At 60.8% G+C, this 15,104-nt stretch carries 14 protein-coding genes, 1 tRNA gene and 1 pseudogene; 8 read left to right on the top strand and 8 right to left on the bottom strand.

Translation table 11 applies throughout. From position 1 onward, the window contains the following. Window positions 1-5: 5 nt before the first annotated feature. From ACVWZP_RS16615 to ACVWZP_RS16605, 3 genes are all read left to right on the top strand, one after another. The gene (locus ACVWZP_RS16615) at window positions 6-443 is read left to right on the top strand and encodes an Lrp/AsnC family transcriptional regulator (RefSeq protein ID WP_046384763.1); all 438 of its coding nucleotides are present in this window, start codon (window positions 6-8) and stop codon (window positions 441-443) included. 175 nt (window positions 444-618) lie between these two features. Further along, entirely contained in the window at window positions 619-1,662 is a 1,044-nt protein-coding gene (locus ACVWZP_RS16610; RefSeq protein ID WP_046384762.1) for a homoserine dehydrogenase, read from the top strand. 10 nt (window positions 1,663-1,672) lie between these two features. Continuing rightward, a complete protein-coding gene (locus ACVWZP_RS16605; RefSeq protein WP_177031542.1) occupies window positions 1,673-3,085 on the top strand; it encodes an aldehyde dehydrogenase family protein in 1,413 nt (470 codons plus the stop codon). Between the two features lie 183 nt (window positions 3,086-3,268). On the opposite strand, the gene ychF is transcribed toward ACVWZP_RS16605, so the two are convergent. The 8 genes and pseudogenes from ychF to ACVWZP_RS16565 all read right to left on the bottom strand — a co-directional run bounded on the left by ychF (window position 3,269) and on the right by ACVWZP_RS16565 (window position 10,181). Then, on the bottom strand, window positions 3,269-4,369 hold the full coding sequence (gene ychF / locus ACVWZP_RS16600; RefSeq protein WP_046384760.1) for a redox-regulated ATPase YchF: 1,101 nt from the start codon (window positions 4,367-4,369) through the stop codon (window positions 3,269-3,271). A gap of 22 nt (window positions 4,370-4,391) precedes the next feature. Next, a complete protein-coding gene (gene pth / locus ACVWZP_RS16595) occupies window positions 4,392-4,976 on the bottom strand; it encodes an aminoacyl-tRNA hydrolase (RefSeq protein WP_017844407.1) in 585 nt (194 codons plus the stop codon). A gap of 166 nt (window positions 4,977-5,142) precedes the next feature. Further along, entirely contained in the window at window positions 5,143-5,742 is a 600-nt protein-coding gene (locus ACVWZP_RS16590; RefSeq protein WP_017844406.1) for a 50S ribosomal protein L25/general stress protein Ctc, read from the bottom strand. A gap of 138 nt (window positions 5,743-5,880) precedes the next feature. Next, window positions 5,881-6,822 carry a ribose-phosphate pyrophosphokinase gene (locus ACVWZP_RS16585; protein WP_017844405.1) on the bottom strand — a complete coding sequence of 314 codons (942 nt, stop codon included), beginning with the start codon at window positions 6,820-6,822 and terminating at the stop codon, window positions 5,881-5,883. A 46-nt stretch (window positions 6,823-6,868) separates the two neighbouring features. Beyond that, window positions 6,869-6,943: transfer RNA gene (locus ACVWZP_RS16580), tRNA-Gln, on the bottom strand. Between the two features lie 37 nt (window positions 6,944-6,980). Next, complete coding sequence (ispE, locus tag ACVWZP_RS16575; RefSeq protein ID WP_186354582.1) at window positions 6,981-7,784, bottom strand: 4-(cytidine 5'-diphospho)-2-C-methyl-D-erythritol kinase; 804 nt, start codon at window positions 7,782-7,784, stop codon at window positions 6,981-6,983. Between the two features lie 49 nt (window positions 7,785-7,833). Next, a pseudogene (gene lolB, locus ACVWZP_RS16570) lies at window positions 7,834-8,452 on the bottom strand (lipoprotein insertase outer membrane protein LolB). Window positions 8,453-8,456: 4 nt separating this feature from the next. Then, window positions 8,457-10,181 (bottom strand): tetratricopeptide repeat protein, encoded by a 1,725-nt coding sequence (locus ACVWZP_RS16565; RefSeq protein WP_046384758.1) that lies wholly within the window; start codon window positions 10,179-10,181, stop codon window positions 8,457-8,459. Between the two features lie 182 nt (window positions 10,182-10,363). Between ACVWZP_RS16565 and hemA the strand changes: the two genes are divergently transcribed. The 5 genes from hemA to murI are packed head-to-tail and all read left to right on the top strand — an operon-like array spanning window position 10,364 to window position 15,099. Further along, the gene (gene hemA, locus ACVWZP_RS16560) at window positions 10,364-11,650 is read left to right on the top strand and encodes a glutamyl-tRNA reductase (RefSeq protein WP_017844401.1); all 1,287 of its coding nucleotides are present in this window, start codon (window positions 10,364-10,366) and stop codon (window positions 11,648-11,650) included. Further along, entirely contained in the window at window positions 11,650-12,732 is a 1,083-nt protein-coding gene (gene prfA, locus ACVWZP_RS16555) for a peptide chain release factor 1 (RefSeq protein ID WP_017844400.1), read from the top strand. The genes hemA and prfA overlap by 1 nt, the downstream gene beginning before the upstream one ends. Next, window positions 12,733-13,563, top strand: a complete 831-nt coding sequence (gene prmC, locus ACVWZP_RS16550; protein WP_017844399.1) for a peptide chain release factor N(5)-glutamine methyltransferase — start codon at window positions 12,733-12,735, stop codon at window positions 13,561-13,563. Next, complete coding sequence (locus ACVWZP_RS16545) at window positions 13,557-14,312, top strand: molybdopterin-synthase adenylyltransferase MoeB (RefSeq protein ID WP_017844398.1); 756 nt, start codon at window positions 13,557-13,559, stop codon at window positions 14,310-14,312. The genes prmC and ACVWZP_RS16545 overlap by 7 nt, the downstream gene beginning before the upstream one ends. After that, entirely contained in the window at window positions 14,305-15,099 is a 795-nt protein-coding gene (gene murI / locus ACVWZP_RS16540; protein WP_046384756.1) for a glutamate racemase, read from the top strand. The genes ACVWZP_RS16545 and murI overlap by 8 nt, the downstream gene beginning before the upstream one ends. Window positions 15,100-15,104: the final 5 nt, after the last annotated feature.

Genomic DNA, 15,104 nt, shown 5'->3' with positions numbered 1-15,104 from the left:
GTCAAGTGAAGCGCATTCTGGACCCGCTCGATGAACGTATCATCGCTGAGCTGCGGCTCAATGCCCGGGCGGCCCACGCCGAGCTGGCGACCAAGGTCAATCTGTCGCGCAATGCCGTGCGCCAACGGATCGAACGGCTCGAGCGCGACGGTGCGATACAGGGGTATACGGTGCGAACGGGGGAGGGGCGACAAGCCTCTTCGAGCATCAATGCGGTGATTTTTGTCTATCGCTACGACCGCATGCGCGGCGCGGATGTGCTGCAGGCTTTGCGGGCAATACCGGAAGTCATCGAGTGCGATGTCATGAGCGGCGAGTTCGACCTGATGCTGCGCGTCGGCGCTGCGAGCCCGGAGCGGGTGCATAAGGTCTGGAATGAAATCTCCGCGCTGCCGGGCGTGGAAAACACGGTGACTTCATTCGTTTTATCGTCTGTTGTCTAGCCGGTTTTTTGTTGTGAAAAAGTCAACTTCGGTTGGCTTTTTTTATGCCCGGACGCTTTGCCCAGGCACTGGTCAAAACGCCCATGAAATAGAGCAAATTGGCATATTTCACTGCCCAGGACGTGTCCCTAATCTAGTGCCCAACAACCCATCACCCAGATCTAGGACAATAAAAATGACTGAATACAAACTGGCGCTGGTCGGCTTCGGTGGTGTCAACCGGGCGCTGGCTCAGCTGATTGCCGAGCGTAACGACAGTTGGAAAAACGAACTGGGTTTTACCCTAAAAATCGTCGGCGTCACTGATCTGTTCCTCGGTTCGGTGATCGGTCGCGACGGGTTGGATGCCGCGTTGCTGGCCAATCTTCCAGCGGTCAAGGGCGCTTTCGCGCAACTGCCGGGGGGCGAAGCCGTAGCTCTCAACGAAGCGGTGATCAAGGCGTCCGGTGCGGACATCATTGCCGAAGCGACCTTTACCAACCCGGTGGATGGTGAGCCGGCTACTTCGTTCTGCCGCTGGGCGCTGGAGAACGGCAAACATGTGGTCACCACCAACAAGGGACCGATTGCCCTGCACGGTGGCGAGCTGAAAGACCTGGCCCAGCGCAATAACGTCGTCTTTGAATACGAAGGTTCGGTGATGAGCGGTACACCGGTGATCCGCCTGGCCAGGCAGTTGCTGGCGGGCAGTTCGGTTGTCGGTTTCGAGGGGATTCTCAACGGCACGTCCAACTTCGTCCTGACCCGCATGGAAGGCGGCCTGGGTTTCGCCGAGGCGGTCAGTGAGGCACAGGCATTGGGGTATGCCGAAGCCGACCCAACGGCGGACGTCGAGGGGCATGATGTACGTCTGAAGGTGGTGATTCTGGCCAACGAGTTGCTGGACGCCAAGCTGAACGTCAACGATGTCAGTTGCAGCGGTATTTCCTCACTTGGCCTTGGCGACATCGAAAAAGCCCGGCAGGACGGAGCACGCTGGAGGCTTATCGGCGCGGCCACGCGTCATGCCGATGGTTCGGTCAGTGCCAGTGTCGAGCCGCGCCTGTTGAACCATGATCATCCGCTGGCCGGTATTTGCGGCGCCACCAATGCCGTGTCGTTCGCCACCGATCTGCTCGGCGCTGTGACGGTTTCGGGGCCGGGAGCTGGGCGCACGGAAACAGCGTTTGCGTTGCTGTCGGACATCATCAGCATCCATCAGTCTGTTGCGCACAACTAGGAGAACGCCTGTGAAACTATCGAGTCTTGCGCTGGCTGCCGTGGCGCCGCACATCGAAGTCTTCAACCCCTTTGACGGGACTGTTATCGGGACCGTAGCGGATGTTTGTGCATCGCAGGTGCCGCAGTTGCTGGTGCAGGGTCGCAGCGGTGCGCAAGCCTGCGCCGAACTGCCGCGTCATCGTCGGGCACGCATTCTCGAACAGGCCGCCTTGCACATCGAACGCGATGCCCCGGCATTTGCCCGGCTGATTGTCGACGAGGCCGGCAAGACCCTCAAACAGGCGGAAAAAGAGGTCAAACGCTGCGTCAACACCCTCAAGCTTTCTGCCGAAGAGGCCAGGCGCAATGCCGGGGAAGTGGTGCCTTTCGATGCCTATGAGGGCTCCGAGTCGCGCCAGGGCTGGTTCTCCCGCGAGCCGCTGGGCCTGATCGTCGCGATCACCCCGTACAACGATCCATTGAATCTGGTGGCGCACAAGCTCGGTCCGGCCATTGCCGGCGGCAACGCGGTGATTCTCAAACCGTCTGAGCTGGCGCCGTTGTCGGCCATCAAATTGGTCTCGTGTCTGGTTAAGGCCGGGTTGCCCGAGTCGGTGGTCACCGTCGCCACCGGCGGCGCGGAACTGGGCAAGGCCTTGGTCGCCTCCCGTGAGGTGCGGATGATTTCCTTTACTGGCGGCTTCGTCACCGGCGAGCAGATTGCCCGCACGGCCGGCCTGAAGAAGCTCGCGATGGACTTGGGCGGCAATGCGCCGGTGATCGTCATGGCGGACTGCAACCTTGCGGCCGCCGTCGACAGTTGCCTGTCCGGGGCCTTCTGGGCGGCGGGACAGAACTGCATCGGCACTCAGCGCCTGCTGATCCAGGCGTCGATCTACGCGCGTTTTCGCGAGCACTTCGTCAGCCTGGCGCAGAAACTGGTGACCGGAGACCCATTGCTTGCCAGCACCGACATCGGCCCGATGATTACCCCCCAAGCGGCGCAGAAGGCCGAGCAGGTGGTCAACGAAGCGTTGGAGGAGGGCGCCAGGTTACTTTGCGGCCACCGGCGCGACGGCTCGTGCTACGCCGCGACCGTGCTGGAAAACGTCGATCATGCCAGTCGCCTGTGGCGCAACGAAGTGTTTGCCCCAGTGGTCGTGTTGCAGCCTTTCGAAACCTTCGATGAGGCCATCTCGTTGGCCAATGAACCCGATTACAGCCTGCACGCGGGGATCTTCACCAATGATCTGGCGACGGCGATGAGTGCGGCGCGGCGGATCGAGGCGGGTGGCGTGATGATCAACGATTCGTCCGACTATCGTTTCGATGCCATGCCGTTTGGCGGCTCCAAGTACGGCAGCCTCGGCCGGGAAGGGGTGCGCTTTGCCTATGAGGAAATGACCCAGCCCAAGGTGGTGTGTCTGAACACCCTGGGTTAAGCGATTCAAGGCAAATTAAATCAGGTCGTTTGGCATTGGGAAGGTCTGGTCACCCGCCCAATGCCTTTTTCTAGCGTTAGCTATGCATTTATTGCCGAGAGTTCAGATCGAATGGCTCGCATGCCTTCAAAGCGCCCACAAAAAAGCCGCGAATAAACGCGGCTTCTTTGATTCCGACAACGCTTACACGTTGAAACGGAAGTGCATCACATCGCCGTCCTTGACGATATATTCCTTACCTTCCAGGCGCCATTTACCGGCTTCCTTGGCACCGGCTTCACCCTTGTACTGGATGAAGTCGTTGTAGGCGATCACTTCGGCGCGGATAAAGCCTTTTTCGAAGTCGGTGTGGATCACGCCGGCGGCCTGTGGCGCGGTGGCGCCGACCTTGACGGTCCAGGCGCGGACTTCTTCGACACCGGCGGTGAAGTAGGTCTGCAGGTTGAGCATTTCGTAACCGGCGCGGATCACGCGATTCAGGCCGGGCTCTTCCAGGCCCAGAGCCTCGAGGAACATGTCTTTTTCTTCGCCGTCATCGAGCTCGGCGATTTCCGCTTCGATCTTGTTGCACACCGGAACCACGATCGCGCCTTCTTCGTCGGCGATGGCCTTGACCACGTCGAGCAGCGGGTTGTTCTCGAAGCCGTCTTCGGCGACGTTGGCGATGTACATCACCGGCTTGGTGGTCAGCAGGTGGAAGCCCTTGACCGCGGCCTTCTCGTCAGCACCCATGGTCTTCATCAGGCTGCGTGCCGGCTTGCCCAGGGTGAAGTGGGCGATCAGCTGCTCCAGCAGGCCTTTCTGGACCACGGCGTCCTTGTCGCCACCCTTGGCGTTACGCGCGACTTTCTGCAGTTGCTTCTCGCAGCTGTCGAGGTCGGCGAAGATCAGTTCCAGGTCGATGATCTCGATGTCGCGTTTCGGGTCGACGCTGTTGGAAACGTGAATCACGTTCTCGTCTTCAAAGCAGCGGACCACGTGGGCGATGGCATCGGTTTCGCGGATGTTGGCCAGGAACTTGTTGCCCAGGCCTTCACCTTTCGACGCACCGGCCACCAGGCCGGCGATGTCGACGAATTCCATGGTGGTCGGCAGGATGCGCTTGGGGTTGACGATCACGGCCAGGGCGTCCAGGCGTGGGTCCGGCATCGGCACGATACCGCTGTTGGGTTCGATGGTGCAGAAGGGGAAGTTCTCCGCCGCAATACCGGACTTGGTCAGCGCGTTGAACAGGGTGGATTTGCCGACGTTGGGCAGGCCGACGATGCCGCAATTGAATCCCATGGTGTTTCCCCTCGGAAAAGAGTCAGGCCTTCTGGCTGTGCAGGTTTTTCATCGCGCGGTTCCATTCCCCGGCGAGGATATCCGGCAGCACGCCGAGGGCAAAGTCGATGCAGGCATCGAGTTTTTCCTGTTCGGCGCGTGGCGCACGACCCAGGACGAAATTTGAAACCATACTGGCAACGCCTGGGTGGCCAATGCCGAGCCGCAGACGGTAAAAGGTATTCTGATTGCCCAACTGCGCGATGATGTCGCGCAGGCCATTGTGCCCGCCATGCCCGCCGCCTTGCTTGAGCTTGGCAACGCCGGGAGGCAGGTCCAGTTCGTCATGGGCCACCAGGATTTCTTCGGGTTTGATCCGGAAGAACCCCGCAAGCGCCGCGACAGCCTGGCCGCTGCGGTTCATGTAGGTGGTGGGAATCAACAGACGAACATCCTGACCCTGATGCGAAAAGCGTCCGGTCAGGCCGAAATACTTGCGATCGGCCACCAGGTTTACACCTTGGGCGTGGGCGATGCGCTCAACAAAAAGGGCCCCCGCGTTATGCCGGGTCTGTTCGTATTCTGCGCCTGGATTTCCCAGGCCAACGATCAGTTTAATGGCAGTCACGACAGGGGCCCTTCCTTTGGAGTTGTGGATAACAATGCCGACCTGAGTGCGGCGAAAGTGGACGACAAGGGATCATTTACTCAAGAGTAAACGTCGCGTTATCGCCCGCTTTCTCGCTACGTTTCGGTCCGCGATGTTTCCTCAAGCTCCGGCAATACAGAGTGAATTACTCTGCAGCGCCTTCTTCAGCTTCTGGAGCAACGCGTGGAGCGTGAACGTTGGCAACCGCTTTGTCATCACCGTGAACCAGTGCGACAAACTCAACGCCTTTAGGGGCTTTGAGGTCGGACAGGTGCAGGATTTCGCCGATTTCCAGAGCCGACAGGTCGACTTCGATGAACTCAGGCAGGTCTTTCGGCAGGCAGGTCACTTCGATCTCGGCAACAACGTGCGAAACTTCGCCGCCTTTTTTGATCGGAGCTTCTTCACCAACAAAGTGCACAGGCACGACGGCGGTCAGTTTCTGGCCGGCAACGACGCGAACGAAGTCAGCGTGCAGCACGTGGCCTTTAGCTGGGTGACGTTGCAGGGCCTTGATGATGACGTTCTGCTTGGTGCCGCCGACGTTCAGCGAAATGATGTGGCTGTAGGCCGCATCGTTTTCCAGCAGTTTGGCAACTTCTTTGGCCAGCATGCTGATGGATTCAGGGGCTTTGTCGCCACCGTAAACTACAGCTGGAACCAGGCTTGCGAGACGACGCAGGCGGCGGCTCGCACCTTTCCCCAGGTCGGAACGCACTTCAGCATTCAGAATAAATTCGTTCATGTTGTATCTCCAAAATAACCACATTCGCCCCAGCGTTTGCGACCAGCGCTAAAGGCGATATGGGCAAAAAAGCCCCGCCCCGACAATATGCCGGGGCGGGGCGCTTTTCGTCAGTGAGGTGATCCGAAGGTTTGACCCTTAACGGAACATCGCGCTGATCGATTCTTCGTTGCTGATGCGGCGAACCGCTTCGGCAACTACCGGTGCGATATCCAGTTGGCGGATACGCGGACAGGCTTGAGCTGCAGCGGACAACGGGATGGTGTTGGTCACCACCAGTTCGTCCAGCATTGAGTTCTCGATGTTCTCGATCGCTCGGCCCGACAGCACAGGGTGTGTGCAGTAGGCGAAGACTTTTGCCGCACCGTGCTCTTTCAAGGCTTTCGCCGCGTGGCACAGGGTGCCGGCGGTGTCGACCATGTCATCAACCAGAATACAGGTACGCCCTTCGACATCACCGATGATATGCATCACTTCAGAGTGATTGGCTTTCTCGCGGCGTTTGTCGATGATCCCGAGATCAACGCCCAGGGATTTGGCGACAGCCCGTGCACGCACGACGCCACCAATGTCCGGGGACACGATCATCAGGTTTTCAAAGCGCTGGTCTTCGATGTCATCCACCAATACGGGGGAGCCGTAGATGTTATCTACCGGAATATCGAAGAACCCCTGGATTTGGTCAGCGTGCAGGTCAACCGTGAGAACACGGTCGATGCCTACCACGGTGAGCATGTCAGCCACGACTTTCGCGCTGATAGCTACACGTGCGGAACGCGGACGGCGATCCTGACGGGCATAACCAAAGTAAGGGATTACAGCTGTGATTCGAGTCGCTGAGGAGCGGCGGAAGGCATCAGCCATCACGACGAGTTCCATCAGGTTATCGTTGGTCGGAGCGCAGGTCGGCTGGATAATGAAGACGTCTTTACCGCGGACGTTTTCATTGATCTCGGCGGTAATTTCGCCGTCGGAGAATTTACCGACAGAGATGTCACCGAGAGGGATATGCAGCTGACGAACAACACGTCGAGCCAGATCGGGGTTGGCGTTCCCCGTAAAGACCATCATCTTGGACACGCGCAGTACCTAGAGGCTGAGGGTAACCTGGATGAGTAAAGGAAAATGGCAGGGGCGGCTGGATTCGAACCAACGCATGGCAGGATCAAAACCTGCTGCCTTACCGCTTGGCGACGCCCCTGTATCTGTTGCAACGAGTACCCAGTACTCGGTTCCTTTTAGAGCAGACTTTGCAGCTTGCGATGCAACATCGAAACGTTGCTTCCTTTCGCTACAAACCCTGTAAGGGTCTCTGTAAGAAGGGCCGAGACTTTATCAGCTTCAGCTTTGTTTGGGAAGCCCCCAAACACACAACTTCCAGTGCCGGTTAATTTTGCTTCGGTAAATTTACCTAACAAATTCAAAGCGTTACGTACTTCTGGATAACGCCTTGCTACAACCGGTAAGCAGTCATTTCGACTGTTTCCCTTGGGAACGGGGCGCACTTTAATGGGAGGAGAGTTACGTGTCAACAGTGGATCTGAAAAAATTTCTGCTGTACTTACAGATACTTGCGGGACAAGCACGACATACCAAGGCTCTTCGGGGTTTTCCGGGGTGAGTTTTTCTCCCACGCCCTCGGCAAAAGCCGCGTGCCCACGCACGAAAACCGGGACGTCGGCGCCCAGTGTCAGGCCCAGTGCGGCCAGGCGATCGAGGTCCCAGCCGAGCTTCCACAAGTGGTTCAGGCCCAGCAGTGTGGTCGCGGCATTCGAGCTGCCGCCACCGATGCCGCCGCCCATGGGCAGGATTTTATCGATCCAGATGTCGATGCCCAGGGCGCAACCGGATTGTGCCTGAAGTTTTTTCGCGGCCTTCACGATCAGGTTGCTGTCGTGGGGCACCCCTTCGAATTCGGTGTGCAGTCGGATCACGCCATCGTCGCGCACGGCGAATGTCAGTTCATCGCCGTAGTCGAGAAATTGAAACAGCGTCTGCAACTCGTGGTAGCCGTCTTCGCGGCGTCCCAGGATGTGCAGCATCAGATTGAGTTTGGCCGGGGAGGGCAGGGTCAGTTTCTCTACGGTCACGTTATTGCCCCAGCTTGCGTGGTTGCCAGTCCTTGATCACCAGCGTGATATCAAGGTCGGTGCCGTGCAGTTTGATCCGCTCGGGCAGCCAATAACCGCTCTGTTGCACGTAGCTCAGGTATTCGACCTGCCAGCCGTCCTGCTCCAGGGAGGCCAGGCGGCTGTCGCCATTGAGGCTCAGGCGGCTTTTGCTGTCGGGGGCGGGCAAGCCGCGTACCCACCAGACCAGGTGCGACACCGGTAGTTTCCAGCCGATCTGCTCTTCCAGCAGCGCCTCCGGGGAGGACGGCTTCGTAGCGACCCTGGTTGGCCACTTCGAGGCTGACTTGCCCCGGTCGGCCGGTCAGGCGGGCGGCGCCGCGCCCCAATGGGCCGGACAGGCGGATATCGAAGTAGTCCTGGCGTTGCAGCCAGAACAAGGTGCCGCTGCCGGAATCTTTCGGCGCGCGTACCCCGACTTTTCCTTCGATCTGCCAGCCATCGATGCTGCTGAGCTGGGCCTTGTGCTGTTTCCATTGCGCCGGGTTGCCCTGGCCCTCAACGGACTCGCGGGCACCGAAGCCCGCGCAACCGGCGAGCAAGGCGATGAAGCTGAAAACGATAAAGTGGCGCAAGAACATAAACTTAAAGGGTCTCGGAACCGGTCAGGCGCTTGATGGTGCCGCGCAGGATGGGGCTTTCGGGTTGTTCCTTGAGGAACTTCTCCCAGATTTGTCGGGCTTCGCGCTGTTTGCCATTGGCCCAGAGCACTTCGCCCAGGTGGGCGGCGACTTCCTGGTCGGGGAAGCGCTCCAGCGCCTGGCGCAGCAGGCGCTCAGCCTCGTCCAGGTTGCCCAGGCGGTAGTTCACCCAGCCCAGGCTGTCGAGTACGGCCGGGTCTTCCGGGTTGAGCTTGTGGGCCTGTTCGATCAGCACCTTGGCTTCGGCGTAACGCGTGGTGCGGTCGGACAGGGTGTAGCCCAGGGCATTGAGCGCCATGGCGTTGTCCGGGTCGCGCTTGATGATCAGGCGCAGGTCTTTTTCCATCTGCGCCAGGTCATTGCGTTTTTCCGCCTGCATCGCACGGGTGTAGAGCAGGTTCAGGTCGTCGGGGTATTGCAGCAAGGCTTGTTGCAAGACTTTCCAGGCGCGCTCGGCCTGATTGTTGGCCGACAAGGTTTCGGCCTGGATCAGGTACAGCTGGATCGCGTAGTCCGGTTCCGCCTCGCGCGCCGCGACCAGGCGTTTTTCCGCCTCGTCGGTGCGCCCGTTGCTCATCAGGATGTCGGCCTGGCGCAACTGGGCGGGCAGGTAGTCGTTGCCGGGGCCGACCTTGGCGTATTCGAGCAGGGCGGCCTGGGGGTCGTTGTTTTCTTCGGCGATGCGGCCGAGGTTCAGGTGAGCCGAGTCCACATGGCTTTCGCGCTCGATCAACTCTTCCAGATAGCCCTTGGCCTCGTCCCAGGCCTTGGCTTCCAGGCACACCAGCGCCAGGGAGTAGCGCAATTCGTCATCGTCCGGGTATTGCTGGACCAGGTTGGCGAACTGCACTTTGGCGTCCTCCATGCGGTCCTGCTCCACCAGTGTGCGCGCGTAAGTCAGGCGCAGGCGCTTGTCGTCCGGGTACTTCTTGATGCTTTTTTCCAGCAGCGGAATCGCTTCCTTGCCGCGATTGAGGTTCTGCAACAGGCGTGCGCGCAGCAGGATCGGCGCGATCTCGCCTTCTTCCGGCGGGTTCTGTTCCAGCAGCTTCAGCGCGGCTTCGGCTTCGTCGTCCTGCTGCAGCAGCAAGGCCTTGCCGAACACGAGCTGGCTGTTCTTCGGGTGTTTTTGCAGCAGGCGGTCGAAACTCTTCATCAGCCCGTTGCGCGTGTCCTGGTCGGTATCGGCCGCCGACAGCGCAAGAAAGTCGAAATGCGTGTCGCCCTTGCCCTGCAGGACTTTCTCCATATAGGTCATGGAGTCGTCGTAGCGCCCCGAGCGCGCCAATTGAATGGCTGCCGCCCGTTGTGCTTCCAGGTCGTCCGGCGCGTTTTTCGCCCAGATCAGCGAGGTGTCCAGCGCAGCCTGGTCGGCCCCCAGGTACTCGGCGATGCGAAACGCCCGCTCCGAGATGCCCGGATCTTGCGTATTGATGGCCTGGGTCACGTAATTATCCAGCGCAATATCGAAACGATTGCGCTGGCCGGCCAGTTCTGCGGTCAGCAGGCTGTACACCGTATCTTCAGTGAACGAGGAGTAAACCTTGGGCTTTTCAGGGGCTGGGGTGCTCTCTTCCACCGGCGGTGTACCGTCGGTCGACACGGGGGCCATGGCCTGGCAGCCGTTGAGGAAGACAAAAGCGAGGAGCAACGCGGAGGATCTATTCATATAGGAAGAGGACGACTAACCTGCGGTCGGATCATCATGACACAAGCCTTCGGCCAAACATAACCGAGTCTCAGTGGATGCCTTTATAGGCACAACGTATAGGGACAATAGACGACGGTGGTTGTTCTGAATCTATCGAAGTAGGACAATTGTCGGCTTCCCGACATCATCAGCGATATTGAATGGCCTTCCTCGCACTCGGTATTAACCACAAGACTGCCTCCGTAGACGTGCGCGAGCGCGTGGCGTTTACGCCTGAGCAGTTGGTTGAGGCCTTGCAGCAGCTCTGCCGACTCACCGACAGCCGCGAAGCTGCGATCCTTTCCACCTGCAATCGCAGCGAGCTTTATATAGAGCAGGAGCATCTTTCAGCGGATGTCGTGCTGCGCTGGCTGGCCGATTACCACCATTTGGACTTCAATGACCTGCGCGCGAGCGCTTATGTGCATGAGGACGATGCGGCAGTTCGTCACATGATGCGTGTGGCGTCCGGTCTCGATTCGCTGGTCCTGGGCGAGCCGCAGATCCTCGGCCAGATGAAATCCGCCTACGCCGTGGCGCGTGAGGCTGGCACCGTGGGGCCGCTGCTGGGGCGCCTGTTCCAGGCCACGTTCAATTCCGCCAAGCAGGTACGCACCGACACCGCCATCGGGGAGAACCCGGTGTCCGTGGCGTTTGCCGCCGTCAGCCTGGCCAAACAGATTTTCAGCGACTTGCAGCGCAGCCAGGCCTTGCTGATCGGTGCCGGCGAGACCATCACCCTGGTCGCCCGTCACCTGCACGACCTCGGCGTGAAGCGTATCGTGGTGGCCAACCGCACCCTGGAGCGTGCCAGCATCCTCGCCGAACAGTTCGGCGCCCACGCCGTGCTGCTGGCCGATATCCCGGCCGAGTTGGTGCGCAGCGACATCGTCATCAGTTCCACCGCCAGCCAGTTGCCGATCCTGGGTAAAGGCGCGGTAGAAAGCGCGCTGAAGCTGCGCAAGCACAAGCCGATCTTCATGGTGGATATTGCCGTTCCCCGGGATATCGAGCCTGAAGTCGGCGAGTTGGACGACGTTTACCTGTATAGCGTCGACGATCTGCACGAAGTGGTCGCCGAAAACCTCAAGAGCCGTCAGGGCGCAGCCCAGGCCGCCGAGGAAATGGTCAGCGTCGGCGCCGAAGACTTCATGGTGCGCCTGCGCGAACTGGCGGCGGTGGACGTGCTCAAGGCGTATCGTCAGCAGGGCGAACGCCTGCGCGACGAGGAGTTGAGCAAGGCCCAGCGCTTATTGGCCAATGGCGGCAACGCCGAAGACGTGCTGATGCAACTGGCCCGCGGCTTGACCAACAAGTTGCTGCACGCTCCCAGCGTACAACTGAAAAAACTCACTGCCGAAGGCCGCCTCGATGCGCTGGCCATGGCGCAGGAACTCTTTGCCCTCGGTGAGGGCGCGTCAGATAGCTCTTCGGATAAAAAACCGTAATGAAAGCGTCACTGCTCAACAAACTGGACGTGCTCCAGGACCGTTTCGAAGAACTGACCGCGTTGCTCGGCGACGGCGAGGTCATCTCCGATCAGGCCAAGTTCCGCGCTTATTCCAAGGAATACGCCGAAGTTGAGCCTATTGTGCTCACCTATCAGAACCTGTTGAAAGTACAGGCCGACCTGGAGGGCGCCCAGGCCCTGCTCAAGGACAGCGACCCGGACATGCGTGAAATGGCCGTGGAAGAAGTCCGTGAAGCCAAAGACAAACTGGCCGAGCTCGAAGGCGACCTGCAACGCATGCTGCTGCCCAAGGACCCCAACGACGGGCGCAACGTGTTCCTCGAAATCCGCGCCGGCACCGGCGGCGACGAGGCGGCGATTTTCTCCGGCGACCTGTTCCGCATGTACTCGCGTTATGCCGAGCGGCGTGGCTGGCGCGTCGAGATCCTGTCCGAGAACGAAGGCGAACACGGCGGCTATAAAGAAGTCATCGCCCGCGTCGAAGGCGACAACGTGTACGGCAAGCTGAAATTCGAGTCCGGCGCGCACCGCGTGCAACGGGTGCCGGCCACCGAATCCCAAGGCCGTATCCACACCTCGGCGTGTACCGTGGCGGTGTTGCCCGAGCCAGACGAGCAGGAAGCCATCGAGATCAACCCGGCGGACCTGCGCGTCGACACCTACCGTTCATCCGGTGCCGGTGGTCAGCACATCAACAAGACCGACTCGGCGATCCGCATCACGCACTTGCCGTCGGGCATCGTGGTTGAATGCCAGGAAGAGCGTTCGCAGCACAAGAACCGGGCGCGGGCCATGTCCTGGCTGTCGGCCAAATTGAATGACCAGCAGACCAGCGCCGCCGCCAACGCGATTGCCAGTGAACGCAAACTGCTGGTGGGCTCGGGCGACCGTTCCGAGCGCATCCGCACCTACAACTTTGCCCAGGGCCGGGTCACCGACCACCGGGTCAACCTCACGCTCTACTCCCTGGACGAGATTCTCGCCGGTGGCATCGACGCGGTGATCGAGCCGTTGCTCGTCGAATACCAGGCCGACCAATTGGCGGCGATAGGTGAATAAATGACCATCATCGCCAGCCTGCTGCGCGCCGCCGACCTGCCCGACTCGCCCACCGCACGCCTGGACGTGGAGCTGTTGCTCGCGGCTGCCCTGGGCAAGTCCCGCAGCTACCTGCACACCTGGCCGGAAAAAATCGTCAGCAGCGAAGCCGCGCTGACCTTCGCCGATTACCTGCAACGCCGCCGCGCCGGTGAGCCGGTGGCCTACATCCTCGGCCAGCAAGGTTTCTGGAAGCTGGACCTGGAAGTCGCGCCCCACACGCTGATCCCGCGCCCGGACACCGAACTGCTGGTCGAGGCGGCCCTGGAATTGTTGCCCGCAACGCCGGCCAAGGTGCTCGACCTCGGCACCGGCAGCGGCGCCATCGCCCTGGCCCTGGCCAGCGAGCGCCCGGCCTGGCACGTCACCGCCGTCGACCGCGTACTCGAAGCCGTGGCCCTGGCCGAACGCAATCGCCAGCGCCTGAACCTGCACAATGCCACTGTGCTCAACAGTCATTGGTTCAGCGCGTTGCAAGGCCACACCTACGACCTGATCATCAGCAACCCGCCCTACATCGCCGCCAACGATCCGCACCTGGCGGCTGGCGACGTGCGTTTTGAGCCGGCCAGCGCGCTGGTGGCGGGCCATGATGGGTTGGACGACCTGCGGCTGATCATCGCCGAGGCGCCGGCCCACCTCAACGCGGGCGGTTGGTTGTTGCTGGAACACGGTTACGACCAGGCCGCGGCGGTGCGTGACCTGCTGCTGAGTCAGGGCTTTGAAGGCGTCCACAGCCGCATCGACCTCGGCGGCCACGAACGCATCAGCCTGGGGCGCCGGCCATGCTGAGCGACCAGGAGCTGTTGCGCTATAGCCGACAGATTCTGTTGAAACAGGTCGACATCGACGGCCAATTGCGCCTGAAAAACGGTCGCGCCTTGATCGTCGGCCTCGGCGGCCTGGGCGCGCCGGTGGCGCTGTACCTGGCGGCGGCCGGGGTCGGCGAGTTGCATCTGGCGGATTTCGACACCGTCGACCTGACCAATCTGCAACGCCAGATCATCCATGACACGGACAGTGTCGGCCTGAGCAAGGTCGATTCGGCCATCCGCCGTCTGACCGCGCTCAACCCCGAGGTCAAACTGCTCACCCATCGCACTGCGCTGGATGCCGACTCCCTGGCCGCGGCAGTGGCGGCGGTGGATGTGGTGCTCGACTGCAGCGACAATTTTTCCACCCGCGAAGCGGTCAACGCCGCCTGCGTGGCCGCCGGCAAGCCGTTGGTCAGCGGCGCGGCGATCCGCCTGGATGGGCAATTGTCGGTGTTTGACCCGCGTCGCGCCGACAGCCCGTGCTACCACTGTTTATACGGGCACGGCAGCGACACCGAACTGACCTGCAGCGAAGCCGGCGTGGTCGGCCCGCTGGTCGGTCTGGTCGGCAGCCTGCAGGCCCTGGAAGCATTGAAGTTGCTCGCCGGTTTCGGTGAGCCCCTGGTCGGACGCTTGTTGCTGATCGATGCCTTGACCACGCGTTTCCGTGAGTTGCGCGTCAAGCGCGATCCCGGTTGCAGTGTGTGTGGGACGCAGCATGGTTAAGGATGCACCGATCGGTGTGTTCGACTCCGGTATCGGCGGGTTGACGGTGCTCGAGGAAATCCAGCAACTGTTGCCCCATGAGTCGCTGCTGTACGTCGCCGATTGCGGGTACATCCCCTACGGCGAGAAAACGCCGGCCTTTATTTGTGAGCGTTTACACCGGGTTGCGGCGTTTTTCCGCGAGCGCGGCGCCAAAGCCTTGGTGATTGCCTGCAACACAGCGACCGTTGCTGCCGTGGCCGACTTGCGCAAGAGCTACCCCGACTGGCCGCTGGTGGGGATGGAACCCGCCGTCAAACCCGCTACCGCTGCGACCCGCAGTGGCGTGGTCGGCGTACTCGCCACCACCGGCACCCTGCAGAGCGCCAAGTTCGCCGCGTTGCTCGACCGTTTCGCCACCGATGTGCGGGTGATCACCCGGCCGTGCCCAGGCCTGGTGGAACTGATTGAAACCGGCGACCTGGGCAGCCCGGCCCTGCGCCAGTTGTTGCAAAGCTATGTCGAACCGTTGCTCAGCGCCGGCTGCGACACCATCATCCTCGGTTGCACCCACTACCCCTTCCTCAAGCCGCTCCTGGCGCAGATGCTGCCCCCCGGCATCAGCCTGATCGACACCGGCGCCGCCGTGGCCCGCCAACTCAAGCGCCTGCTCGGCGAACGCGATCTGCTGGCCGCCGGCACTCCGGGCCCTGCCCAGTTCTGGACCAGCGGCGATGTGTGTCATCTAAGAAATATCCTACCGACACTATGGAAACATCCCGGAGTTGTGAGAAGCTTCGGCTCGTGAAAATT

The sequence above is a fragment of the Pseudomonas sp. TE36184 genome (assembly GCF_054060055.1).
The sequence above is the reverse complement of the archived record's forward strand: the minus strand, read 5'-3'. Positions and strand labels throughout refer to the sequence as shown.